Here is a 24,262-nt window from a genome sequence, read left to right as displayed (position 1 = left end):
GCGGTCCCATCCTTCCCCGAGCTCTCAACGTTCGGGGAATGGTGACAGATCAACGGCTGGGGACGCGGCGCGCCCCCGACCCGGCCCCGGCCCGGAAGAGCCCACTCTACCGGGCGGGTATGGCTGGGGTCAGTGCTCCTTCTTCGCCGTGACCAGTTCGGTGAGGACGCCGTGGCAGTCCTTGGGGTGGAGGAAGGTGATCCTGGACCCCATCGAACCCGTCCTGGGCTCGTCGTACAGCACCCTGACCCCCTTCTCGCGGATGTCCGCGGCGTCCCCGTCCACATCGGCGGTGCCGAACGCGATGTGGTGCACGCCCTCCCCGTTCTTGGCCAGCCATTTGCCCACGGCGGAGTCCTCCCGGACGGGCTCCAGCAGCTGGAGGTACGAGGCGCCGCCGTCGGACGTACCGTTGATCTTGAGCATGGCCTCGCGTACGCCCTGCTCCTCGTTGACCTCGGTGTGGAAGACCTCGAACCCGTAGGTCGAGCGGTAGAACTCGACGGTCGCGTCGAGGTCGAAGCAGGCGATCCCGATGTGGTCGATGCGCGTCAGCATGGGAACAGTGCAGCGCGCTTCGAACGGTTACGCAACGTGCGCGCGATCACACCCGCTGCCGGATGACGGGGGCGGTACCGCTCAGTACATTCAAGTAAACCCTCGTTCACATCCAACCCAAGGGGCTGTGCCTCATGTCAGGAACGACCGGTAACACCTCCGTGATCGTCGCGGGCGCCCGGACGCCCATGGGCCGGCTCCTCGGCTCCCTGAAGAGCTTCTCGGCGGCCGACCTCGGCGGCTTCGCCATCAAGGCGGCGCTGGACCGGGCCGGCATCGGCGGCGACCAGGTCGAGTACGTGATCATGGGCCAGGTGCTGCAGGCCGGCGCGGGCCAGATGCCCGCCCGCCAGGCCGCGGTCAAGGCCGGCATCCCGATGAACGTCCCCGCGCTCACCGTCAACAAGGTGTGCCTCTCCGGGCTCGACGCCATCGCCCTGGCCGACCAGCTCATCCGCGCCGGTGAGTTCGACGTCGTCGTGGCCGGCGGCCAGGAGTCCATGACGAACGCCCCGCACCTGCTCCCGAAGTCCCGCGAGGGCCACAAGTACGGCGCGATCGAGATGCTGGACTCCATGGCGTACGACGGTCTGACCGACGCCTACGAGAACATCCCGATGGGCCAGTCCACCGAGCAGCACAACGCCCGCCTCGGCCTCGACCGCGCCGCCCAGGACGAGATCGGCGCCCAGTCCCACCAGCGCGCCGCCGCCGCCCAGAAGAACGGCCTGTTCGAGGCCGAGATCACCCCGGTCGAGATCCCGCAGCGCAAGGGCGACCCGGTCCTCTTCGCCAAGGACGAGGGCATCCGCCCCGAGACCACCGTGGAGTCCCTGGGCAAGCTGCGCCCGGCCTTCGCCAAGGACGGCACCATCACCGCGGGCACCTCCTCGCAGATCTCCGACGGCGCCGCCGCGGTCGTCGTCATGAGCAAGGCCAAGGCCGAGGAGCTGGGCCTGGACTGGATCGCCGAGATCGGCGCCCACGGCAATGTGGCCGGCCCGGACAACTCCCTGCAGTCGCAGCCGTCCAACGCCATCCGGCACGCCCTGAAGAAGGAGGGCATCGGCGTCGAGGACCTGGACCTCATCGAGATCAACGAGGCGTTCGCGGCCGTCGCCGTCCAGTCCATGAAGGACCTCGGCGTCACCTCGGACAAGGTCAACGTCAACGGCGGCGCCATCGCGCTGGGCCACCCCATCGGCATGTCCGGCGCCCGCGTGGTGCTGCACCTGGCGCTGGAGCTCAAGCGGCGCGGCGGCGGCACCGGCGCGGCGGCCCTGTGCGGCGGCGGCGGTCAGGGCGACGCGCTGATCCTGCGCGTCCCGGGCAAGTAACGCGGTACGAGAAGACGCGCTGAGCGGAACGGAGCGGTGATGGTGGACGTCCCCACCCTGGTGGAGCAGGCCCGCGCGGGCGGACCGCGGGCGGTGGCCCGGCTCATCTCCCTGGTGGAGGGTGCCTCGCCGCAGCTGCGCGAGGTGATGGCGGCCCTGGCGCCGCTGGCGGGCAGCGCGTACGTGGTCGGCCTGACCGGCTCGCCGGGCGTCGGCAAGTCCACGTCGACGTCGGCGCTCGTCTCCGCGTACCGGAAGCAGGGCAGGCGGGTCGCGGTGCTCGCCGTCGACCCGTCCTCGCCGTTCTCCGGCGGGGCGCTGCTCGGCGACCGGGTCCGGATGTCGGACCACGCCTCGGACCCGGGCGTCTACATCCGCTCCATGGCGACCCGCGGCCACCTCGGCGGCCTCGCCTGGGCGGCCCCGCAGGCGATCCGCGTGCTGGACGCGTCGGGCTTCGACGTGATCCTGGTGGAGACCGTGGGCGTCGGCCAGTCCGAGGTGGAGATCGCCTCGCAGGCCGACACCTCGGTCGTCCTCCTCGCCCCCGGCATGGGCGACGGCATCCAGGCCGCGAAGGCGGGAATCCTGGAGATCGGCGACGTGTACGTCGTGAACAAGGCGGACCGGGACGGCGCGGACGCCACCGCGCGCGAGCTCAACCACATGCTGGGCCTCGGGGAGTCCCGGGGCCCCGGTGACTGGCGCCCGCCGATCGTGAAGACGGTCGCCGCGCGGGGCGAGGGCGTCGACGAGGTGGTCGAGGCGCTGGAGAAGCACCGGGCCTGGATGGAGGAGCACGGCGTCCTCGGCGAGCGCCGGGCCGCCCGCGCCGCCCGCGAGGTCGAGACGATCGCGGTCACCCGCCTGCGCGAACGCATCGGCACCCTGCACGGCGACCGCCGCCTGGACGCCCTCGCCGAACGCATCGTGACCGGCCGCCTCGACCCGTACGCGGCTGCGGACGAACTGGTGGCGGGGCTGACGGGCGAGAGCTGACGCCTCGCGGACGCGGCGTGCGGGCCGCGTCCGGGCGTGCCCGGGACCGTCCCAACTCCCTTGCTCCCGTGGCAGGATGGCCGCCCGTCACGCGCGCGAGGGGGGAAGTGGCACATGCTCGGTCCGCTCAGGGACGACTCGCCCAGGACCATCGGCCCGTACACGATCCGGGCCCGGCTGGGCGCGGGCGGCATGGGGGAGGTCTTCCTCGGAGACCGGGGCGGCTCCACCGCGCCCGCCGCCGTCAAGACCGTCCGGCGCGACGTGGTGCAGGACCCCGGCTTCCGCGACCGCTTCCGCCGCGAGATCGCCGTCGCCCGGTCCGTCACCGGCGCCCGTCTCGCCCCGCTGCTCGACGGGGACGCCGACGCCGCCGTGCCCTGGCTCGCCACCGCCTACGTGGCCGGGCCGACGCTCTCCGCCGCCGTGCGCCGGGCGGGCGCGCTGGACGAGGCCGAGGTGCGGATGCTGGGCGCCGGGCTCGCCCGCGCGCTGGCGGCCGTGCACGCGGCGGGCATCGTGCACCGGGACGTGAAGCCGGGCAACGTCATGCTCGCCGCGGACGGGCCGCGCCTCATCGACTTCGGGATCGCCCGGGACACCGGCGCCACCCCGCTCACCACGACCAGCCGGATGGTCGGCAGCCCCGCCTTCATGTCCCCGGAGCACGTCGCGGGCAGCGGACGCGTCGTCCCGGCCTCCGACGTCTTCTGCCTCGCCTCCGTGCTCTGCTTCGCCGCCACCGGGCGCGACCCGTTCGGCGACGGGCCCGTGGCGGCCGTCCTGTACCGCGTCAAATACGTCGAGGCCGATCTCGCGGACGTGCCGGACTCGCTGCGCGCGGTCCTCGCGGACTGCCTCACCGCCGACCCGGCCGGCCGCCCGACCGCCGCGGCCCTCGCCGAACGGCTGACGCCCGGCGCCGCCTCCGGCTGGCCGGCCCCGGTCGGCGAGCAGATCGCGGAGTACGAGAGGGAGCTGGCGCGCGTCACCGCCCTGGACGGCCCCCTGCTCCCCGGCTACACGCCCACCCAGGCCGCCACCGCGAGCCCGGCCGCCCCGCACCGGCCGCCGGACTTCGTCCACCTCGCCCCCACCCAGGGCCCGGGCCTCCCCGCGCCCCCGCGCCGCCCGGGGCGGGGCCTCGCGGCGGCCCTGGCGGCCCTGGTCCTGCTGGGCGCGGCCACCGGCGGATACCTGGGGTGGCGCGAGCGCGGGGGCGGCCCCGCCGAGGCGTCCGCGGGCGGCGGGGGCCCGCGGACGGCCGTGGTGGCGGGCGTGGGCGAGCGGGGCGGCCCGGACGGCTCGGGGACCGTGCCCTACGGCCGCGACGTGCGCCCCGCCGGCTGGAAGAAGCCGTGGCGGGGCAGGTTCGCGCAGCCCCCGCTCGGCTGCTCGGCCGGCCGTGACGTGCTGGTGTGCCGGCTGATCGACGGCACCTACGAAGGGCTGTCGGCCGCCGACGGCCACCATCTGTGGACGTTCGACTCGGGCCAGGAGATGAGCGGCCGGCAGGCGGGCTACGGGCCCAGCGGCGCGTTCTTCATGCCCGCCGGGGCCACCGTCCCCACGGTGTACGACGACACCGTCCTGCTCGCGGCCGGCAGCCGCCTCCACGCGCTGGACGCCCGCACGGGCGAGGGACGCTGGGAGACCAGGGCGGGCGAGGCGCTGTCCCTGGAGAGCGCGCCGCTGGTCCTCGGCGACCTCGTCTTCGCCGCCGCCTCGGCTTCCGAAGGGGCCGAACTCGCCGCGTACGACCGGCGGACGGGCACCGAGAAGTGGCGGAAGCGGCTGGCGGAGGAGGACATCGCCATGGCGCAGAAGGGCAACTTCTGGCCCGTCGCCACCGACGGCGAGGTGGTGTACGCGATCGGCCTGGAGGGCCCGAAGGCCTTCCGCCCCGAGGACGGCCGGCTGCTGGGCACGGCCGGGGGCGACGCCGGGCAGGAGTCCGCGAACTCCGGCTGCTGGGACCTGCGGGTGCGCGGCACCTCCGCGTTCTGCGCGACGTTCGTACCCAATGACGAGGGCGACTCCGGCTTCGGCGAGGACATCGCCGTGCTGCGGTTCCGCACCGGCGACCTCCGGGCCGAGGGGCGGGTGGAGCTGGACGCCGGGCTGGTGTCCGGCGCGGCGCTGAGCGCGGTGGACGACCGGGTCACCGTGCTGAGCAGGGGCGACGAGTACGTGGAGAGCGTGCCGGACGAGATCGACGTGGTGAGCCGGGCGGACGGCCGCACCCTCGGCCGGTTCCCGCTGACGCCGCACCCCGAGGAGGGGATGAGCAACCCGGCCTCCGCCCCGCTGATCGTCGCCGACACCGTGGTCTGGGCGGACACCGCGACGCTGTACACGGTGCCGGTGCGCCCGGACGGCACGCTCGGCCCCCTCAGGAAGACCGAGGTCCCCGGCGCCCCCGGCCCGAGCCCGACCCCCGACTACGAAAGGTCCCAGGGCATCGAACTGGGCAAGGAGCTCCTGGCCCCCCGGGTGCTGCCCGTGGGCGGGGTGGTGCACCTCGTGTACGACGACGGCACGACGGTCTCCGTACGCCTGCCGGACTGACCCCGCCCGACCCCGACGCACGACCGAGGAGAGCCCCAGTGATCCAGCCGCTGCCGGCCGGGCGGACCCGGCTGATCGGGCCGTACCAGCTGCTCGGGCTGCTCGGCGCGGGCGGCATGGGCGAGGTGTATCTCGCCCGGCCCGTGGACGGCCCGCAGGCCCCGGGGCCCGTCCTGGTCGCCCTGAAGACCGTCCGGCCCGACCTGGACCTGGACGACGGCTTCCGGGTCCGCTTCCGCCGCGAGATCGCCGCCGCCGAGGCCGTCCGCAGCCCGCACACCGCCGCGCTCGTGGGCGGCGACGCGAGCGGCCGGCTGCCCTGGCTGGCCACCGAATACGTCCCCGGCCCCTCGCTCGCCGAGGCGGTGGCCCGGGGCGGGCCGCTCCCCGAACCGGCGGTCCGGGCCCTCGGCGCCGGTCTGGCCCTGGCCCTCGCCGACATGCACGCGGTACGCGTCCTGCACCGCGACCTGAAGCCGGGCAACGTGCTCCTCGGCCCGGACGGGCCCAAGGTCATCGACTTCGGGATCGCCCAGGCGTTCGACGCGACCCAGCTCACCCGTACCGGGGTCGTCGTCGGCAGCCCCGGCTACATCTCGCCCGAGCACGTCAACGGCTCCCGCGCCCTGGTGCCCGCGTCCGACGTGTTCTGCCTGGGCGCGGTGCTGGCCTTCGCGGCGACGGGCCACGGGCCGTTCGACGACTCCGACATGGCCGCCGTCATCTTCCGGATCGCGCGGGGCGAGTCCGAGCTCTCCCGCGTACCGCCCACCCTGCGCCCGGTGATCGAGGCGTGCCTGCGCACCGACCCGGCCGCCCGGCCCGCGCCGGGCCGGCTGGCGGAGCTGCTGCTGCCGCGGCGGCCCGCGCCGGGCGCCTTCCCGTGGACCGACGCGGTACGGGAACAGCTGGCCGCCCACGCGGCGGCGGCCGGTGCCTGGGCACGGGCGGCGGCCCCCGCCCCGGCCGCCCCGCCGCTCCCGCCCCACCACCCGGCGTTCGCCCGCACGCCGGTCGTGCCGGTCGCGGTGCCGGGGGACCGGAAGGGCGGCGGCGGGCGGCTGCGGCTCGGGCTCGCCGCGCTGGCGACGGCGGCGTGCGTCGCCCTGGGCGCGGTCCTCCTCCCGGGGCTCCTCTCCGGTGACGACGGGCAGGACGGCACCGGCGGGGCCGCCCGGCCGACCGCGTCCGCCTCCGGGGCGGTGTCCACCGAGGGCGCCGGCCAGGTCGTCTTCCCGCACGCGGACCCGGGCCGCACCGGCGACTTCGGCGCGGTGGCGGCCGATGTCTCCGCCCGCCCGGAGGGCTGGCGGGCGTGGCACGCCCAGGTGGACGACGGCCGGGTCGAGTGCGTGTACGCCGGTGCGTCACTGGTGTGCGCGGGCCCCCGCCGGATCACCGCGCTGGCGGCGGCGGACGGCAAGCGGCTGTGGCGCGGCGCGCGGACGGACTCCGGCCCCACCTCGGTGGCGGCGGTCCTGGACGGCACGGTGTACGCGTTCGAGGGCGGCGCCCTGGTGGCGCGCGGGCTGTCCGAGGGCGCCGAGAAGTGGCGCGAACCCCTGCCGGACGGGGTGGCCGTGGCCGACTCCGTGCAGTCGGGCGACACGCTGTACTACGCCACGAAGGCGCGGGGCTCCGGGACGGGCCGGCTGGTCGCGCGCCGCCTGACCGGCGATCACGACCGGGTCTGGGACAAGGAGTGGCGGGACACGTCCGAGACCGCCGAACTCCTCCTGGACGACGGCCGCCTGGTCGCGGCGGGCGACGCGGTCACCGTCCTGAAGGCGTCGGACGGGACCCGCGTCTCGGCGGCCGGCACGCGGTGCCGCACCCCGGTTCTGAAGGGCGGGCAGCTCCTCTGCCCGGGCCCGGACGGCCTGACCGTGGTCGACGTGACGTCCCTGGGGAAGCGGCGCACGCTCCTGCCCGGCGTGGACATCGCGTTCCGCCCCGCGCTGGCGGCCGACGGGACGGTCGTGGTGGGCGGCACGGACCGGGTCTACGGGGTGGACCTGGGGTCCGGTGAGACGCGGTGGGCGACGTGCGCGTGCGAGGAGTCCATGGCCCAGTGGGGCGCACCGTACGTCGTCGGTGACCGGGCGATGATCGTGCAGGACTACGGCCCGACGGTCGTCCCCCTGGCCTCGGAGGGCGAGGTCGAGCCCCGGGGCGCGGCGGAGATCAAGGGCTGGCCGGGCCCGGCGGTGGACGACTACCCGGACCCGGCGTCGGTGTCCGTCCTGGCCCGGGGCGACACGGTGCTCGCGAGCTTCGAGAACGGCACGGTGCTCTCGGCGTACGCCCCGTGACCCGGACCGCCTCGCGGGGGCGCTGCCCCGGACCCCCGCTCCTCTACCGCTGCCCCCGCAGATGCTGCGCCACCGGCGTCAGCGCCGCCCGCAGCTCCGCCAGCGCCTCCTCCGACAACAGGTCCACGAAGTGGCGGCGCACCGACGCCACGTGATGCGGCGCCACCCGCCGCATCGTCTCCGCGCCGTCATCCGTCAGCACCGCGTACAGCCCCCGCCGGTCCGACTCGCAGTTCTCCCGCCGGACCAGCCCCGCGCTCTCCATGCGCGTGATCTGGTGCGAGAGCCGGCTCTTGGACTGCAGGGTCGCGCCCGCGAGGTCACTCATCCGCATCCGCCGGTCCTCGGACTCCGAGAGGTTGACGAGGATCTCGTAGTCGTTCATGGTCAGCCCGAACGGCTGGAGGTCCTTCTCCAACTGGTAGGTCAGCAGCCTGCTGACGTCCAGGTGGGTGCGCCAGGTGCACTGCTCTGCATCGCTCAGCCAGCGGGTGGCCGTCTCGGTCTCCATGTTTGAATTCTACCTAAGAAGTTGAAAGCCGGACGAAGTGTGAAGGTGTGACACCCGGCACCGCACCGCCCGCGTGGGTGGACCGCACCGGGGCGCAGACGTTCGACGTCACACTCCGCAGACTACCGCTCACACCCCGAAGCGACGCTGGAGGTCCCCCAGCTGACCGGGCGCCCGGGGCGTCTGGCCCGGCCGGGCGCCCCCGCCCGGCACCCCCGCCTGCTGCGGCACCGCCCCCGTCGCCTGTTCGGCCATCAGCGCCTCGGAGGACTGGAGCAGCACCGTACCGGCGCCGACGAACTCGAACTGGTGTTCCTCGCCCGAGGTGCCGCCGATGCCGGTCAGCCCGCGCAGCCCGCCCAGGAAGCCGGTCATGTAGCCGTGGTCGTAGTGGTGGCAGGGGGACGGGCAGTCCGCCCAGCCGACCAGCGCCTGCGGGTCCACGCGCAGCGGGGGCTCCATGAAGACCACCGGGCCGTTGGACGCGGCGACGAACTTGCCGGTGCCGATCAGCGTCAGGAACCCGGGCACGATCGACTGCTTCAGCGCCAGCGACGGCTGGTACGCGAGCAGATTGCCGGACCGGATCGTCAGGTTCCCGTCGTCCAGGTCGTAGGAGTTCACGTCGAACGCCCGGTCGGCGAGCAGCATCTTGCCGTTGCCCTCGGCCACGACCCAGTCGCTCGCGTGCAGCGGCGAGTGGAAGCTCGACCGGACCAGCCCCTCGAAGCGGCCGTGTCCGATGCCGTCGAAGACGATCTGCCCGTAGTAGGCGATCATCTTGCCCTTCTGGAGGAACCACCGGCTCCCCTTGAGCTCCACGCAGAAGGTGTACGCGTTGACGTTGTCGTCCGCCGGCAGCGTCATCGGGTCGAAGACCACGGGCCCGTTCACAGCTTCTCCTCCGACGCCTGGACGTACACCGCACCGTTGCCGCTCAGCTCCAGCTGGAAGCCCTCGCCCGAGCCGCGTCCCACCATCTCGCGCCAGCCGATCGCGGTGGAGAGCTTGTTGCGCACGTCGCCGTGGTGGGCGACGTACGCCTGGGGGTCGACGTGCACGTCGCGGCCCGGCGAGATCGGCAGCTCGATCACCCCGCCGTGCGCCATCACCGCGACCGAGCCGTGGCCCTGGAGGGTCGTGGTGAACAGGCCCTGCCCGGTCACCTGGCCGCGCACCATGCCCATCACCCCGCCCTGCGAGCCCATGAACATCGTGCCCTGCTGGAGCGTGCCGTCGAAGGCGAGCAGCCGGTCCGCCTCCACGTAGAGGGTGTCCCCGGAGAGGTTGATCACATGGATGTGGTGGCCGCCGTGGCCGAACATCACCGTGCCGTCGCCCTCGACCGTCATCAGCGGGGTCGCCTCGTTCGCCAGCCGGCGGCCGATCATCGACATCATGCCGCCCTGGCCGCCCTGGATGTTCGGCGTGAACGCCACCTCGCCCCGGTAGGCGAGCATCGCCCCGCGCTGGCTGAACATCTTCCGGCCGGGGACCACCGTCGCCTCGACCATCTTCGAGTTGATCTCACGGAACGGCATCAGACGTTCCCCCCGATCGTGTTCCGCTCGCTGGGCTGCACGTAGACCAGGCCGTCGCCCTCGAAGCGGATCTGGAAGGACTCGCCGGAGCCCTCGCCGATCAGCGTCCGGAAGTTCACCCCGGACTGGAAGTGCTGCTGGAGGCTGCCCTGGTGGGCGATGTAGGCGCCCGGGTCGACGAACAGCGGGTACTGGGGGGAGACCCGCAGCACCACGGCCGTGCCGTCCGACATGATCGCCGCCTGCCCCGTCCCCTCCACGGTGGTGGTGAACAGGCCGTTGCCCGTCGCCCCGCCGCGCAGGCCGGTGAACGTGGTGCCGGTGCGCAGCCCCGCGTCGGTGCAGAGCAGATTGCTCGCCTCGACGTACAGCTTGTCACCGTGCAGCGAGACCAGGTTGATCTCGCTCGCCCGGTCCGCGAAGTAGCAGGTGCCCTGCCCGCTGACCTGCATCACGGCCATCGCCTCACCGGTCAGCCTGCGGGTCACCATCCCGCGCAGCCCCTCACCGCCGCCCGTCATCTTCTTGAACGTCATCCGGCCCTCGTACGCGACCATGGAGCCGTTCTTCGCCTTGACGGCATCGCCTGCCAGATCGACGGCGAGCGTCTTGTTTCCCTCGAGCCGGAACATTGCCACCCGGCGAAAATAGCCGCAGCCACCGCCGCCGAACAGGGGCAGTCGCGCCATCGCACGCCCCTGACCGCCCCTGATACGCATCCGGTACGGGACCCGGACACTACGGAGACGTACCTCGCACACAACGCCCGGCCGCCGGGCCGCCGCCCATCCGGACCCGCCGCCGGACCTCCCCGCCCGCGATGTCACAATGGGTGCCGCTTGTGCGTGCGTTCACAAGCTGTCACGCCCCTCCCACCGAAGGTGCCCCCCGTGGACATCAAGACCGCCACCGCCCTGCACCGGCTGCGCCTCATCTCGATTCCCGAGGCGCTGTCCTTCCCGGCGCTCATCCTCTTCGGCTCGGTGCTGAGCCGCGTCTCCGACATCGACTTCCTGATGATGCCGCTGGGCATGCTGCACGGCGTGCTCTTCGTGATCTACGTCGTGCTGCTGCTCGACGTGTGGGCGAAGACCAAGTGGCCGCTGAAGCGCGTCGCGTTCTTCTTCCTGCTGTGCGTGCTGCCGTTCGGCGGCCTGTACGGCGACAAGGTGCTCAAGCGCTACGAGGCGGACAGCGTCATCGCCGCCCGGGCCCGCCGCGAAGGCACGGTCAGCGCATGATCGTCGCCTTCTCCGTCAGCCCGCTCGGGGTCGGCGAGGACGTCGGCGAGTACGTCGCCGACGCGGTCCGGGTCGTCCGCGAGTCGGGGCTGCCGAACCGCACGGACGCCATGTTCACCTCCGTCGAGGGCGAGTGGGACGAGGTCATGGACGTGGTGAAGCGCGCCGTGGCCGCCGTCGAGGCGCGCGCCGGGCGGGTCTCGCTGGTCCTGAAGGCCGACATCCGCCCCGGGGTCACCGACGGGCTCACCTCCAAGGTGGAGACCGTCGAGCGCTACCTCGCGGAGTGATCCCGCGCCCCCGATGAGCCCCTGCCGGTCCCGGCGGGGGCTCTCCTCATCTCATTCCGGGACCGCGAGCGCGATCCCCAGCGGCGTCCGCTCGTACAGCACCTGGTGCCCGTAGCGCCGCGAGGTCAGCAGCCCCGCCGCCCGCAGCACCGACAGGTGCTCCGACACGGACGAGGGGGCGAGCCGCAGCCGGTGCGCCAGCACGCTGGTGCCGGCCGGCTCGTCCAGCGCGCACAGGACGTCCGCCCTGGTCCGCCCGAGCAGCCGGGCCAGGGCGTCCGGCGTGGTGCCGCCCGGCTCGGTCCACAGGCTGCCGATCCCGCGCGCGGGGTAGATCACGGCGGGCGGCCACGGCGGTTCGTATCCGCTGACCACGTCCGGCCAGGCGAAGACGCTGGGGATCAGCACGAGGCCCTGCCCGCCGAGCACCCGCGAGTGCCGGCCCCGCATCCCCACCAGGGTCAGGGTGGAGTCCGTCCACGTCAGCTGCGGGCTCAACTCCCCGAGAAGACGTGCGAATCCCACCTCGGCCAGCCGTCGCGAGTGGTAGGCGATATCGGCCTCCAGCAGGGCGCGCAGCCTCGACCAGTCCGGTTCGACCAGCGTCCGCCACGCCTCTTCGAGCAGATCGGCCAGCTCCCGCAGGGCACGCGCCGGGTCGGCGAGCAGCGCCCGGCCGGCGGGGGAGTCCAGGGCACCCGGCCGGTCCGCCAGCGTCAGCGCCAGATCCTCGGCGACCAGCTCCGGGGCGGTGGCGCGTACGGCCTCGATCTCGTCCGCGAACGTGACGTTCGGCCTCGCGGGAGGCGGGCAGAGGAAGTCCGGATTGTGCCCCCCGTCCGTCATCAGCGACCAGAGCGGCCGCAGGTCGAGCCCCGAGGCCGCGGCCTCGATGCGCCGCAGCCAGGGCCGGTGGTACCCGTGCCGCTGCGGGTGCAGCAGCGTACGCACGGCGGCCTGGGTCTCCCAGAGCGGGGAGAGCGCGAACCGGCAGCGCAGCAGGTCGTTCTCGTCGAGGTGGAGATGGAACGGCATGGGCGGCCTCGCGAAGATTCGGCGTCGGCCGAAAGTCTACGGAGAGGGGCGACCGCTCCTCCAGGCTGCCGCCATGCCGAGCAACAGCACCCGCCCGCAGGGCGCCGCCCCCGGTGCGCCGGACGCCCCGTCCGCCGCCCGTGGCTACCGCGCCGTCTTCGCCGTACGCGAGTTCCGCGCCGTCTTCGCCGCCCATCTGCTCTCCCTGCTCGGGGTCGTCGTCAGCGAACTCGCGCTCACCGTCCTCGTCTACGGCCTCACCGGCTCCCCGCTGCTGAGCGCCCTCACCTTCGCGCTCGGCTTCCTCCCGTACCTCGTCGGCGGCACCCTCTTCGCCGGGGTCGCCGACCGCTACCCGGCCCGCCGGGTGCTCGTCACCTGCGATCTGATCTGCGCGGTCTGCGTCGCGTGCATGGTGCTGCCGGGCACTCCGGTCGGCGCGCTCCTCGCGCTGCGCTGCCTGGTCGCCGCCGTCTCCCCGGTCTTCACCGGGACGCGGATGGCGGCGCTCACCGACATCCTGGGCGAGGGCGAGCTGTTCGTCCTGGGGCGCTCGTTGCTGCGGATCGTCTCGCAGAGCGCCCTGATGACCGGCTTCGGCGTGGGCGGGCTGCTGCTGGCCGCGCTCCCCGCGCGCGGGGCGATCACGATCACCGCCGGTACGTTCCTCTGCTCGGCGGCCCTGCTCCGGTTCGGTACCCGCGACCGGCCCGCCCGGTCCTCGGGCGAACGCGGCGGCGCCCTGTTCGGCGCGTCGCTGAGCGGAGCCCGCGCGGTCTTCGCCGACCGCCGGGTGCGCGCCCTGATGCTGCTCTTCTGGCTGCCCGCGCTGTTCGTCGTCGCGCCGGAGGCGCTGGCCGCCCCGTACGCGGACGAGGCCGGCCTCGGGCCCGCCGCCCTCGGCCTGCTGATGTGCGCCATGCCGGTCGGCCACATCGCCGCCGAGCTGTACGTGGGCTCCGCGCTGAGCCCGCGGCTGCGCTCCCGGCTCGTGCTCCCGGTCGCCGCCACCGGACTGCTGCCGCTCCTGCTGTACGCGCTGCGCCCCGGCATGGCGCTGACCCTGGCGGCGCTCGCGCTCGCCGGGGTGGGCGCCGCGTACAACATCGGCCTCGACCAGTGGTTCGTCGAGGCCGTCCCCGAGGAGCTGCGCGGCCGGGCGATGACGCTGCTCACCGCCGGGCTGATGACGCTCCAGGGCGTCGGCATGGCCCTGGCGGGGCTGGCCGCGGAGTTCTTCCCGGTGCACGCGGTGGTCGCGGGGGCGGGGCTGGTGGGCACGGTGTGCGTCCTCCCCCTGGTGGCCGAGCTCCGCCGGACCGCACCCGGGGGCGGGGAGCCCCGGACCGCACCGGAGGGCGGGGAGCCCGGGACCGCCCCCGCGGGTAAGGAGCCCCGGACCGCACCCGCGCGCGAGGAGACCCGGACCGAAGTGCGAGACGGGGAGGACCGCCAAGTTCCCCATGGGTAAGGTCGTGGCCGTGCCGAAGCCGCTCAGCCTTCCCTTCGATCCCATCGCCCGCGCCGACGAGCTCTGGCAGCAGCGCTGGGGCCCGGTCCCGTCCATGGCGGCGATCACCTCGATCATGCGGGCGCAGCAGATCCTGCTCGCCGAGGTCGACGCCGTCGTCAAGCCGTACGGACTGACCTTCGCGCGGTACGAGGCGCTGGTGCTGCTCACCTTCTCCCAGGCGGGCGAGCTGCCGATGTCGAAGATCGGCGAGCGGCTGATGGTCCACCCGACGTCCGTGACGAACACGGTGGACCGGCTGGTGCGCTCCGGCCTGGTCGACAAGCGCCCGAACCCGAACGACGGCCGGGGCACGCTGGCCTCGATCACCGACAAGGGCCGCGAGGTCGTGGAGTCGGCCACCCGGGACCTGGCCGCGATGGAGTTCGGGCTCGGGGTGTACGACGCCGAGGAGTGCGCCGAGATCTTCGCGCTGCTGCGCCCCCTGCGTATCGCCGCGCAGGACTTCGAGGAGATCTGAGAGGCGCGGTTCCGGTGCCCGGCCCGCTGCAAGATCGCCCCGGACGTCCGGTTACGCTCGATGGCATGAAACGCAGTGTGCTGACCCGATACCGGGTGATGGCTTACGTCACCGCCGTCATGTTGCTGATCCTCTGCGTGTGCATGATCTTCAAATACGGCTTCGACAAGGGCGAGGGCCTGACGCTCGTCGTCTCCCAGATCCACGGCGTGCTGTACATCATCTACCTGATCTTCGCCTTCGACCTGGGCTCCAAGGCGAAGTGGCCGATGGGCAAGCTGCTCTGGGTGCTCATCTCCGGCACGATCCCGACGGCCGCGTTCTTCGTGGAGCGCAAGGTCGTCCGCGAGGTCGAGCCGCTGGTCGCGGGCTCGGCGCCGGCGGCCCCCGCGAACGCCTGAGCAGTCCCCGAACCGCCCCGCGCGAAGCGCCGGGCGGTTTGTCATCGACATTTACTAGGACGTCCTAGTAAATTGGGTGGCATGGACGCTGAAGCGATCGAGGAAGGCCGCCGCCGCTGGCAGGCCCGTTACGACAAGGCCCGCAAGCGTGAGGCCGACTTCACCACGCTGTCCGGGGACCCGGTGGAGCCGGTCTACGGCCCCCGCCCCGGGGACGCGTACGAGGGCTTCGAGCGGATCGGCTGGCCCGGCGAGTACCCCTTCACCCGGGGGCTCCACCCGACCGGCTACCGGGGCCGCACCTGGACCATCCGCCAGTTCGCCGGCTTCGGCAACGCCGAGCAGACCAACGAGCGCTACAAGATGATCCTGGCCGCCGGCGGCGGCGGGCTCAGCGTGGCCTTCGACATGCCGACCCTGATGGGCCGCGACTCGGACGACCCGCGCGCGCTCGGCGAGGTCGGCCACTGCGGCGTCGCCATCGACTCCGCCGCCGACATGGAGGTCCTGTTCAAGGACATCCCGCTCGGTGACGTCACGACGTCGATGACGATCAGCGGCCCGGCCGTCCCGGTCTTCTGCATGTACCTGGTCGCCGCCGAGCGCCAGGGCGTCGACCCGGCCGTCCTCAACGGCACGCTCCAGACGGACATCTTCAAGGAGTACATCGCGCAGAAGGAGTGGCTGTTCCAGCCCGAGCCCCATCTGCGCCTCATCGGCGACCTGATGGAGCACTGCGCGAGCTCCATCCCCGCGTACAAGCCGCTCTCCGTATCCGGCTACCACATCCGCGAGGCCGGGGCGACGGCCGCGCAGGAGCTGGCGTACACCCTCGCCGACGGCTTCGGCTACGTGGAGCTCGGCCTCTCGCGCGGCCTGGACGTCGACACCTTCGCGCCCGGCCTGTCCTTCTTCTTCGACGCGCACCTCGACTTCTTCGAGGAGATCGCCAAGTTCCGCGCCGCCCGCCGCATCTGGGCCCGCTGGATGAAGGAGACGTACGGCGCCAAGACCGACAAGGCCCAGTGGCTGCGCTTCCACACCCAGACCGCCGGGGTCTCCCTCACCGCGCAGCAGCCGTACAACAACGTCGTGCGCACCGCCGTGGAGGCCCTGTCCGCCGTCCTCGGCGGCACCAACTCGCTGCACACCAACGCCCTCGACGAGACCCTCGCGCTCCCCTCCGAGCAGGCCGCCGAGATCGCCCTGCGCACCCAGCAGGTGCTGATGGAGGAGACCGGCGTCGCCAACGTGGCCGACCCGCTGGGCGGTTCCTGGTACGTGGAGCAGCTCACCGACCGCATCGAGGCCGACGCCGAAAAGATCTTCGAGCAGATCAAGGAGCGCGGCACCCGCGCCCACCCCGACGGGCGGCACCCGGTCGGCCCGATCACCTCCGGCATCCTGCGCGGCATCGAGGACGGCTGGTTCACCGGCGAGATCGCGGAGTCCGCGTTCCGCTACCAGCAGGCCCTGGAGAAGGGCGACAAGAAGGTCGTCGGCGTCAACGTGGCGCACGGCTCGGTCACCGGCGACCTGGAGATCCTGCGCGTCAGCCACGAGGTCGAGCGCGAGCAGGTGCGCGTCCTCGCCGGCCGCAAGGCGGCCCGCGACGACGCCCGCGTCAGGAGCGCCCTGGACGCGATGCTGGCCGCCGCCCGCGACGGCTCCAACATGATCGCGCCGATGCTCGACGCGGTCCGCGCGGAGGCCACCCTCGGCGAGATCTGCGGCGTCCTGCGCGACGAGTGGGGCGTCTACACGGAGCCGGCCGGCTTCTGACGTACCGCCGCCGCGGCCGGGACGAGCACCGAGCCCCCGTCAGTTCGCTGACGGGGGCTCGCTGTTGCCCGAACGGCGGCCGACTGCCGGGTAACAAGATGATCAACCTGTCGATCGCTTTGCCCGTTCTTGAGCTCCGTGACCCTTTGCGGAAGTTTTGTTGGTCTTCCCGTGAAGATCAACACATGACATGGTCACAGGGAAAGCGGCAGCGTCGACTCGTGGGGGAGGCGGGAGCGCCGGCGGTGCCGCGCGGGGAGAGTGCGAATCGGTCGGCACCCCCTGTCACGACCATGTAAAACCGCTGCCGGGAGATCCGAGAGATCAAGGCAGACATGTCAATGCTCAGAGACGTCGGCAGACGCCGGCGTCGCATACGTTCCGCACTGGCGGGAGCCACCGGTGCGACAGCGCTCCTCACCGCCTCCGCCGTGCTGGCGGGCGTGCTCCAGGCTCCCCAGGCCGTGGCCGCCCCCGTGTCCGAGGAGGACACCGGGGTCATCCGCAACAGCATCGGCCAGACCGTCCGGCAGGACCGCTGCTACGCCGGTGTGGCGCTGCACATCGGCGGGCCCCGGATGAAGGCCAAGGCCATCGAGGGCCTGACCGGTACCGACGAGCAGCTGAACGACGTCGTCCTCGGCGGCTACGACTGGATCGGCTACGGCCCCCTCGCCGACGCCCAGTCCGCCGACGAGGAGGACGGCCGGAGCTACCGGGACGCCAGCGACCTGCGCAACGAGCAGCTCGGCGAGGCCCAGGAGACCTACCGCCGGTCCGCGTGGCCCGAGGGGGTCATGGACTGGGACCCGCCGGAGTTCGGGGAGGACGTCGACTACTTCACGGCGCTCGGCCAGGTCCAGCTCGCCTACCCGCTCGGCTCCGACGGCCACAGCGAGGCGGGCGAGGCGGCGATCGCACGCGCCGCGGAGATCGTCGAACAGAACCGCGGCAAGGACAGCTGGCACGACGCCGCCGCCGACCTCATGCTGCGGGACGTCGGGAGCGACTACGCGGGCGGCACCACCTCCAGCGACATCGCCGCCTATCTGCGGCGCGGCGGGTTCGCGACCGAGACGCCGGCCGAGGGCTCGCCCGAATACCGCGTCGAGGTCGAGGACCTCAAGCAGGCATGGGCGGCCTGCGACCACCAGAACCCGATCGACCCGCGACGCAAGCTCAACGCCCCGGTCATGACCGCGATGGCCGAGTGGGAGGCGGAGTACGCGGGGCAGGCACCCCAGCGCGCCACCATCATGCGGGCCGAGGCCGACGCCGCCGCCGCGACCCGGACCGCCACGGACCACATGGTCGAGGCCATCGGCCAGGCGTGGTTCGCCGAGCAGATCCTGACCTGGCGCAAGTACTGGCAGGACGAGCTCGCCAACGACCCCGACACGATCTTCGAAAAGCCCGACCAGGCGTTCTACGACAAGGCCACGGCGGACCTGGAGGCCGCCCGCACCAGGGTGGCCGCCCTGGTCGTCGCGGCCAAGGAGCAGGCCGGCAAGGCCGCGACGGCCGCGCAGAAGGCCGCGACCGCGCAGCAGGAGGCATGGGCCGTCGCCGACGCCACCCACGTGCCGCGCGGACGCGGGCTGATGTACGCCCAGCAGTCGGTCCAGGTGGCCCGCGCCTCGGCCGCCGCCGCCAAGGCCGCCGCCACGGCGACGGAGACGGCACTCTCCGCCGCCGACGCGACGGTCGCCGACGCCGGCGCGCTCCTCGCCAAGGCGCAGACCGACGCACACGCCCTGAACACCGAATTCCGCCGCGTCGCAGCCGAGGAGGCCGCCACCCAGGCGAAGGCCGCCGCCGACAGCGCCGAGGCCAACGCCGACGCTGCCGCCGAGGAAGCGAAGACGGCGAAGAACGCCCGCACCACCGCGGAGCAGAAGCGCGACAAGGCCAAGACCGCCGCCGCCACCGCCGCCACCCAGCGCGCCAAGGCGCAGACGGAGAAGGCCAACGCGGCCGCCGCCCGTGCCACCGCCGCCACCGAGCGGGTCAAGGCGCAGGAGGCCGAGCAGCGGGCGGAGACGCAGTACACCGCGGCCACCGGCGCCGACACGGCGGCCGAGACCGCGACCGCCGACGCGTCCGCGAAGCGCAAGCTCGCGGACGGGAAGGCGAAGGCGGCGCAGAAGGCGCGCGAGAAGGCCGTGTCCGCACTCCGGGCGAAGCAGGCCGTCGCGGCCCGCGCCGCCGCGCTCGAAGCCGCCGCCGCTGCCGCCGAGGGCACCGAGGCCGCCACGGAGACCCGGGCCGCGGCCACCGCCGCGCGCACCGCGGCGAACGAGGCGGCCCAGGCGGCCACCGCCGCGCAGACCGCGGCGGACGAGGCGACCACCGCCGCCGTCACCGCGCGGACCGCCGCGACCAAGGCCGAGGGTGCCGCCAAGCGCGCCGAGGCCGACGCGACCAAGGCGTGGTCCGCGTACCGCACCTCGCTCGGCGCGGCTTCCGCGGCGCACGCCGCCGCGGCCGTCGCGCTGGACGCCTCGCGGGAAGCGGCACTGCTCGCCGACAACGCCGCCACGGCCTCCGGGAACGCCACCGCGCTCGCCGAGAAGGCCGAGCAGGAAGCCGTCAAGGCGGGCGGGGACGCGGCCGAGGCCGTGAAGTCGGCCGCCGTCGTGGCCGGCCGCGCCTACGCCGCCGGGCAGGCGGCGCTGGCGGCACGCGACACCGCGAACCAGACGATCGCCGCGTCCGACGAGGCCGTCGCGGTGGGCACCCCCTACCGGGTGACGGACAGTTCGGCCGCGTTCGCCGTCCTCGTCGGCCAGTCCTCCAAGACGATCGCCGAACAGCAGGCGGCAGCCGCCGAGGCCAAGGCCGCGGAGGCGACAGCGGCCTCCGAGGCCGCGCAGGAGGCCGCCACCCGGGCCACGGGCGACGCCAAGCTCGCCGCCGAGGCCGCCGCACGCGCCGCGGGCGACTCGCTGCGCGCCGTCGAGGCCGTGACCCGCGCTCAGGCGTCCGCGACCGAAGCGGCCAAGGAGCGCGAGGGGGCCGAGGGAGCGGCCACCGCGGCGGCCGGTTACTCCGAGCAGGCGGGCACCGACGCCGCCGCAGCCGCCCTTCTCGCCGACGGGGCACGTGACACCGCCGACGAGGCGGACCGCGAGGCCACCGAAGCCGAACGGCACGCCGCCGAGGCCGACGGCAAGTCCGGCCGGGCCGCGCAGGCCGCCAAGGACGCCCAGGACAAGGCGGCCCGGGCGGACGAGGACGCGCAGGCCGCCGAGGACAGGGCCTCCGACGCGCAGGGCGACAGCACCGCCGCCGAGGACGCCGCTGCCCGGGCCGAGCAGGAACAGCGCGAGAAGAACGAGGCCGCGCACCAGGACGCCCTCGCCGAGGGCGTCACGCCGGTCAAGGGCGGCGCCGCCAACTGGCCGGCTCTCGGCGAGCGGGAGGAGAAGATCCTCCTGGACGCCTGCGGCCAGACCTGCGTCGACGACTACCGCGAGGGCCTGAAGGCCGTCTCGGTGGACCTCGTCGCCTGGACGAAGGCCAACGGCGGGCAGATCCTCTTCGACCGGCTCGACCCGGCCGAGGTGAAGGCGTGCCTGCCGCGCTACGACGCCGAGGGATGCCTCTGGGACCTCGTCGACATCGCCTCCTCCGTCGCGGTCGTGGGCCGGATACCCGCGCTCGCGGCAGCGGTCGAGAAGGTCTCGGACGGCGTCCGGCAGATCTTCGTCGACGCCGACGACGCGCTGCGCCGCCTCACCGAGCTCACCGCGGTGATCAGCGACGTACGCTCCACGCCGCGCCTCAACCAGTGCGTGGCGGGAGTCGCCCTGCACGCGGGCGGCGCCCGCATGAAGGCCGCGGCCATCGAGGGCCTGACCGGCACGAACGACGAGCTGGCCGCCGCCATCGGTGACCTCGGCATGATCGGGTTCGCGCCGCTGGGGCAGGCCCGTGACCAGGACGAGACGGCGGGTTACGCCTTCCTCGACGCCATGGCCGCCCGCGAGGCCCTCCTGGAGGACGCCAACCGGCCGTACGCGATGAGCTCGTTCGACGACGGGATCACCCTGCACGCGCCGACGTTCGGCGACGACATCCTCGGGTTCACCATCGCCTCCCAGGCCGGCCTCTCCCACCGGCTGGGCTGGGACGGGCACACCAACGCCGGCGACGACGCGCTGGCGAAGGCGCGGCAGATCACCGAGGAGAACCGCGGCAAGGACAGCTGGTTCGACGCCGAGGCCGACGTCATGCTGCGGTCCGGCAACGTGAGCAACACCCGGTACTCCGGGGGCACCACCGCCTCAGACATCGCCGCCTACCTGCGGCACGGCGGCTTCCTCGGCGAGAAGGTCACCCAGGACTCCGCCGAGTTCCGGATCGAGGTCGAGAACCTCAAGCAGGCCTGGGCCTCGTGCGACCACCAGGACCCGGTGGACCCCCGCAACTCCCTGAGCGAGGTCGTCTCGCAGGCTTCGGCCGAGTGGGAGGCGGAGTACGCGGGCCAGGCCGCCCCGCGCGCCGTGATCGTGCAGGCGGAGGCCGACGCCGCCGCCGCGACCCGGTCCGCCGCGGACAACATGGTCGAGGCCATCGGCCAGGCCTGGTTCGCCGACCAGATCCTGCGCTGGCAGAAGTACTGGCACGACACGCTCCAGGACGACCCGGACAACATCTTCAAGCCGAAGCAGGCCCTCTTCGACCAGGCGAAGACGGACCTGGCGAAGGCCCGGGGCAAGGTCCAGGCGCTCGTCACCTCCTCCCAGCAGCAGGCCACCGCGGCCACGGCCGCCGCACAGCGCGCGGTGACCGCCCAGCAGCAGGCCTGGGCGATCGCGGACGCCGCCGAGGTGCCGCGGGGCCGCGGTCTGCTCTACGCCCAGCAGTCGGTCCAGGTCGCCCGCGCCTCCGGCGCCGCCGCCACGGCCGCCGCGAAGGCGACGGAGACGGCTCTCAACGCGGCGAACGCGACCGTGTCGACGTCCGAGGCGCTGCTCGCCCTGGCCCAGACCGAGGCGCACGCGGTGAACACCGAGTTCCGCCGCATCGCCGCCCAGGAGGCCGCGTCCCAGGCGAAGGCCGCCGCGGACAGCGCCGACGCCTACGCCGCCTCGGCCGCGGCGAACGCCGCCAAGGCCAAGAAGGCCAAGGAAACCGCCCTCGCGGAGGAGGAGGACGCCCGCAAGGCCGCGGCCGAGGCGCAGCGCACCCGTGCCGTGGCCGAGCTGGAGCGCGCCAACGCGGCGGCCTACCGGGCAACCGCGGAGCGCGAGCGGGACAAGGCCGCCACGCACGAGGCGGACGCGGTCGCCCAGGGCCGGATCGCCGCCGAGGCCCGTTCCTCGGCGGAGGCGTCCGGAGCCACGGCTTCGGCCCGCAGATCCGAGGCCGAGCAGGCGGAACGCGACGCGGTCACCGCCCGCAACAAGGCCCTTGAGGCCGAGCGGCTGCGGGACTCGCTGAAGGCCAAGGCAGCCGCACTGGAGGCCCACGCGGCGGCCGTGGACGGTACGGACGCCGCCGAGGGAGCCCGTAGCGCGGCGACCGAGGCCCGTAGCGCCGCGGACACCGCGACCACGGCGGCCACCAACGCCCGTGCGGCGGCGACGGCGGCGACGACCGCCGCGACGAAGGCGCGTGAGGCGGCCACCAAGGCGCAGGGCGCGGCATCCCGGGCCAAGGCGGCGTCCGACGCCACCTGGGCCTCCTACCTGGTGGCGGCTGGTTCCGCGGCGGCGGCCCATGCCGCGGCGGCCGAGGCGATCGACGCCTCCGAGGCGGCGGCGCGCGACGCCGCCGGAGCCAAGGAGGAGTCGGAGAAGGCCGGTACCGCCGCCAAGACCGCCAAGAGCGAGGCCACGGCGGCCCGCAGCGAGGCGGTCCAGACGGCGAACTGGGCGGCGACCACCGCGGGCAAGGCGCTCGCGGCCGTGCAGGCCTCACTCGCGGCGCGGGACTCCGCGGCGGCGGTGAACAAGCCGGCGAACGAAGCGATCGCGCTCGGCGGTCCCTACCAGGAGACCGACAGCTCGGCGGCGTTCGCCACGCTGCTCGGCCAGCAGTCCCTGACGCTCGCCCAGCAGCAGGCGGCGGCGGCCGGCGCCACGGCCGGCCTGGCCGAGGAGTTCTCCGCGGAGGCGAAGGCCCGCGCCGAACAGGCCGCGGCGGACATGAAGCTCGCGGCACAGGCGTCCGCGGCAGCGGCGTCCGACGCGGCCCGTGCGGCCAAGGCGTACGAGCGGGCACTGGCCTCGGCCGCCCAGGCCGCGGCGGACGCGAAGCTCGCCGGGGCGTCGGCGAACCGTGCCGACGGCTACGCCCAGTCCGCCGGCGCGGACGTGGTCAGGGCGTGGACCGCGGCGAGCGACGCCCAGACGGACGCGAACGCGGCGGACAGCGCGGCCACCGAGGCGGAGCACGACGCCGCTTCGGCCCGGGCCGCCGCCACCCAGGCCGAGAAGGACGCGGCCGCGGCCCGGGACGTCGCCACCCAGGCGGAGGCCGACGCGACGGCCGCGGAGAAGGCCGCGGAAGGCGCCTGGGACGCGGCGAACGAGGCCCAGGAGGCAGCGGACCGCACGGAGAAGGAGGTCAGCAACGAGCAGATAGCCGAGGGGGCCACCACCGGCATCGGCGGCGTGTGGCAGGTCCTGGACCACATGGAGTTCATCGGCGAGCCGAAGAACGTCGTCAAGGACAACTGCAACGCGATCATCCATGTCGGTGACTGCACGATCACGGCCGACGTCACGTACAAGCAGTACTACGACGTGTTCATGTGCCTGGCCGAGCAAGACACCTACTCGGGCAGCTGCCCGGACGCGGACACGGTCTATCTGGGCCTCGACGTCTCGGACCCCAAGACCGAGGAGATGTCGTACACGCTGACGATGGTCGAGTTCAACTCGGGCATCGATCCGGTCGACATCATGCTCGGCGACTTCATCGGCTGCGCGAAGAAGATCAATCCGTTCGTATCGGGCGGCACGTGGGGCGACTGCGGATGGGTCGTGGGCTTCTTCGTCGCCGGCGCGCTGTTCAAGGCGGCGTCGACGGCCGTGACGGCGCTGGACGGCGCCGCCAAGACCGGAATCGGCTTCCTCGACGCGTGGAAGGCGCTGCGGACCCTCCGGATATCGGAGGCCGCCGCGGCCGGAGTCGCCAAGAAGGTCGCGGAGAAGTTCTACAACGTCTGCCGGAAGAAGTCGCGGGTCGCCCCGCTGTCGCGGGTCGCGACGATCATGCCCATGGGCACGATCGGGAGCCCGGTTCCCGAGTACTCCTGTGTCGGACTGGTCGGCTACAACAGCACGGATCTCGCCAGCGCCGCCTACCAGGCGAGAATCAAGGCAGGATTCGGGATCTACGCCAAGAGGAATGTGGCCGTTGCCCGGGTGACGGGCTGGAAGGACCCGAATACCGGCAGCGATCTCGTCGTCGGTTTCAGCAAGGGGGGCGGGTTCCACGCCGAGGACGACATTCTCGAGCAGCTCGCCAAGGCGAACGTCTCACCGAAGAAGATCACCGCGCTCTACAGCGAACGGCAGCCCTGCCCCGTATGCGGGCCCAATTTGGAGGAACTGCTTGAGGACGGCACGGAGATCACCTGGTCCGTGCAGTGGGGATCGGACGGACTGATGAACAGTGCGTTCGAGGACCTGCTGGCAAAAATGATCCAGGCTCAGTAAGTCCCCTGACCCCTGAATCCGGCCGG

General features: G+C 73.4%; 17 protein-coding genes. 11 read left to right on the top strand and 6 right to left on the bottom strand.

The annotated features are described in order from the left end of the window. Window positions 1–129 precede the first annotated feature (129 nt). A complete protein-coding gene (mce, locus tag FKN01_RS12740) occupies window positions 130–558 on the bottom strand; it encodes a methylmalonyl-CoA epimerase (RefSeq protein WP_143619717.1) in 429 nt (142 codons plus the stop codon). Between the two features lie 134 nt (window positions 559–692). On the opposite strand from mce, the gene FKN01_RS12735 reads away from it, so the two are divergent. From FKN01_RS12735 to FKN01_RS12720, 4 genes are all read left to right on the top strand, one after another. Continuing rightward, window positions 693–1,895, top strand: a complete 1,203-nt coding sequence (locus FKN01_RS12735; RefSeq protein ID WP_143619715.1) for an acetyl-CoA C-acetyltransferase — start codon at window positions 693–695, stop codon at window positions 1,893–1,895. A 39-nt stretch (window positions 1,896–1,934) separates the two neighbouring features. Continuing rightward, the gene (gene meaB, locus FKN01_RS12730) at window positions 1,935–2,894 is read left to right on the top strand and encodes a methylmalonyl Co-A mutase-associated GTPase MeaB (RefSeq protein WP_143619713.1); all 960 of its coding nucleotides are present in this window, start codon (window positions 1,935–1,937) and stop codon (window positions 2,892–2,894) included. A 114-nt stretch (window positions 2,895–3,008) separates the two neighbouring features. Then, window positions 3,009–5,462 (top strand): protein kinase domain-containing protein, encoded by a 2,454-nt coding sequence (locus FKN01_RS33545; RefSeq protein WP_143619711.1) that lies wholly within the window; start codon window positions 3,009–3,011, stop codon window positions 5,460–5,462. A 38-nt stretch (window positions 5,463–5,500) separates the two neighbouring features. Then, a complete protein-coding gene (locus FKN01_RS12720; protein WP_143619708.1) occupies window positions 5,501–7,774 on the top strand; it encodes a protein kinase domain-containing protein in 2,274 nt (757 codons plus the stop codon). A 43-nt stretch (window positions 7,775–7,817) separates the two neighbouring features. Here FKN01_RS12720 and FKN01_RS12715 read toward each other — a convergent pair whose 3' ends face one another. The 4 genes from FKN01_RS12715 to FKN01_RS12700 all read right to left on the bottom strand — a co-directional run bounded on the left by FKN01_RS12715 (window position 7,818) and on the right by FKN01_RS12700 (window position 10,458). Then, the gene (locus FKN01_RS12715) at window positions 7,818–8,285 is read right to left on the bottom strand and encodes a MarR family winged helix-turn-helix transcriptional regulator (protein WP_143619706.1); all 468 of its coding nucleotides are present in this window, start codon (window positions 8,283–8,285) and stop codon (window positions 7,818–7,820) included. A 129-nt stretch (window positions 8,286–8,414) separates the two neighbouring features. Then, window positions 8,415–9,179 (bottom strand): AIM24 family protein, encoded by a 765-nt coding sequence (locus FKN01_RS12710; RefSeq protein WP_143619704.1) that lies wholly within the window; start codon window positions 9,177–9,179, stop codon window positions 8,415–8,417. Continuing rightward, window positions 9,176–9,826: an AIM24 family protein gene (locus FKN01_RS12705; RefSeq protein WP_143619702.1), complete on the bottom strand. Its 651-nt coding sequence runs from the start codon at window positions 9,824–9,826 to the stop codon at window positions 9,176–9,178. The genes FKN01_RS12710 and FKN01_RS12705 overlap by 4 nt, the downstream gene beginning before the upstream one ends. Continuing rightward, window positions 9,826–10,458, bottom strand: coding sequence for an AIM24 family protein (locus FKN01_RS12700; RefSeq protein WP_143619781.1), 633 nt, complete (start codon window positions 10,456–10,458; stop codon window positions 9,826–9,828). Before FKN01_RS12700 ends, FKN01_RS12705 begins: the two co-directional genes overlap by 1 nt. Before the next feature lie 258 nt (window positions 10,459–10,716). Here FKN01_RS12700 and FKN01_RS12695 point away from each other — a divergent pair, with 258 nt between their 5' ends. Together FKN01_RS12695 and FKN01_RS12690 are read left to right on the top strand one after the other, a co-directional pair. After that, entirely contained in the window at window positions 10,717–11,067 is a 351-nt protein-coding gene (locus FKN01_RS12695; protein WP_018102592.1) for a DUF3817 domain-containing protein, read from the top strand. Further along, window positions 11,064–11,357: an MTH1187 family thiamine-binding protein gene (locus FKN01_RS12690; protein WP_143619700.1), complete on the top strand. Its 294-nt coding sequence runs from the start codon at window positions 11,064–11,066 to the stop codon at window positions 11,355–11,357. The genes FKN01_RS12695 and FKN01_RS12690 overlap by 4 nt, the downstream gene beginning before the upstream one ends. 51 nt (window positions 11,358–11,408) lie before the next feature. Here FKN01_RS12690 and FKN01_RS12685 read toward each other — a convergent pair whose 3' ends face one another. Further along, window positions 11,409–12,392, bottom strand: coding sequence for a DUF5937 family protein (locus FKN01_RS12685; RefSeq protein WP_143619698.1), 984 nt, complete (start codon window positions 12,390–12,392; stop codon window positions 11,409–11,411). A 73-nt stretch (window positions 12,393–12,465) separates the two neighbouring features. Between FKN01_RS12685 and FKN01_RS12680 the strand changes: the two genes are divergently transcribed. From FKN01_RS12680 to FKN01_RS12660, 5 genes are all read left to right on the top strand, one after another. Beyond that, a complete protein-coding gene (locus FKN01_RS12680; RefSeq protein ID WP_143619696.1) occupies window positions 12,466–13,863 on the top strand; it encodes an MFS transporter in 1,398 nt (465 codons plus the stop codon). 10 nt (window positions 13,864–13,873) lie between these two features. Further along, entirely contained in the window at window positions 13,874–14,383 is a 510-nt protein-coding gene (locus FKN01_RS12675) for a MarR family winged helix-turn-helix transcriptional regulator (RefSeq protein WP_143619779.1), read from the top strand. Window positions 14,384–14,448: 65 nt separating this feature from the next. Next, window positions 14,449–14,784 carry a DUF3817 domain-containing protein gene (locus FKN01_RS12670; RefSeq protein WP_143619694.1) on the top strand — a complete coding sequence of 112 codons (336 nt, stop codon included), beginning with the start codon at window positions 14,449–14,451 and terminating at the stop codon, window positions 14,782–14,784. A gap of 81 nt (window positions 14,785–14,865) precedes the next feature. Next, window positions 14,866–16,566, top strand: a complete 1,701-nt coding sequence (locus FKN01_RS12665; RefSeq protein ID WP_143619692.1) for a methylmalonyl-CoA mutase — start codon at window positions 14,866–14,868, stop codon at window positions 16,564–16,566. Window positions 16,567–16,901: 335 nt separating this feature from the next. After that, a complete protein-coding gene (locus tag FKN01_RS12660) occupies window positions 16,902–24,236 on the top strand; it encodes a nucleic acid/nucleotide deaminase domain-containing protein (RefSeq protein ID WP_143619690.1) in 7,335 nt (2,444 codons plus the stop codon). Window positions 24,237–24,262: the final 26 nt, after the last annotated feature.

Source organism: Streptomyces sp. 130, assembly GCF_007096885.1.
Classification (GTDB): domain Bacteria; phylum Actinomycetota; class Actinomycetes; order Streptomycetales; family Streptomycetaceae; genus Streptomyces.
This window is presented reverse-complemented; position numbering and strand designations above follow the sequence as displayed.

What these genes read in the sequence shown, in the direction of transcription:
- mce (WP_143619717.1), bottom strand. Translation starts at nt 558, where the DNA reads ATGCTGACGCGCATCGACCACATCGGGATCGCCTGCTTCGACCTCGAC.
- FKN01_RS12735 (WP_143619715.1), top strand. Translation starts at nt 693, where the DNA reads ATGTCAGGAACGACCGGTAACACCTCCGTGATCGTCGCGGGCGCCCGG.
- meaB (WP_143619713.1), top strand. Translation starts at nt 1,935, where the DNA reads ATGGTGGACGTCCCCACCCTGGTGGAGCAGGCCCGCGCGGGCGGACCG.
- FKN01_RS33545 (WP_143619711.1), top strand. Translation starts at nt 3,009, where the DNA reads ATGCTCGGTCCGCTCAGGGACGACTCGCCCAGGACCATCGGCCCGTAC.
- FKN01_RS12715 (WP_143619706.1), bottom strand. Translation starts at nt 8,285, where the DNA reads ATGGAGACCGAGACGGCCACCCGCTGGCTGAGCGATGCAGAGCAGTGC.
- FKN01_RS12705 (WP_143619702.1), bottom strand. Translation starts at nt 9,826, where the DNA reads ATGCCGTTCCGTGAGATCAACTCGAAGATGGTCGAGGCGACGGTGGTC.
- FKN01_RS12700 (WP_143619781.1), bottom strand. Translation starts at nt 10,458, where the DNA reads ATGTTCCGGCTCGAGGGAAACAAGACGCTCGCCGTCGATCTGGCAGGC.
- FKN01_RS12690 (WP_143619700.1), top strand. Translation starts at nt 11,064, where the DNA reads ATGATCGTCGCCTTCTCCGTCAGCCCGCTCGGGGTCGGCGAGGACGTC.
- FKN01_RS12685 (WP_143619698.1), bottom strand. Translation starts at nt 12,392, where the DNA reads ATGCCGTTCCATCTCCACCTCGACGAGAACGACCTGCTGCGCTGCCGG.
- FKN01_RS12680 (WP_143619696.1), top strand. Translation starts at nt 12,466, where the DNA reads ATGCCGAGCAACAGCACCCGCCCGCAGGGCGCCGCCCCCGGTGCGCCG.
- FKN01_RS12670 (WP_143619694.1), top strand. Translation starts at nt 14,449, where the DNA reads ATGAAACGCAGTGTGCTGACCCGATACCGGGTGATGGCTTACGTCACC.
- FKN01_RS12665 (WP_143619692.1), top strand. Translation starts at nt 14,866, where the DNA reads ATGGACGCTGAAGCGATCGAGGAAGGCCGCCGCCGCTGGCAGGCCCGT.
- FKN01_RS12660 (WP_143619690.1), top strand. Translation starts at nt 16,902, where the DNA reads ATGTCAATGCTCAGAGACGTCGGCAGACGCCGGCGTCGCATACGTTCC.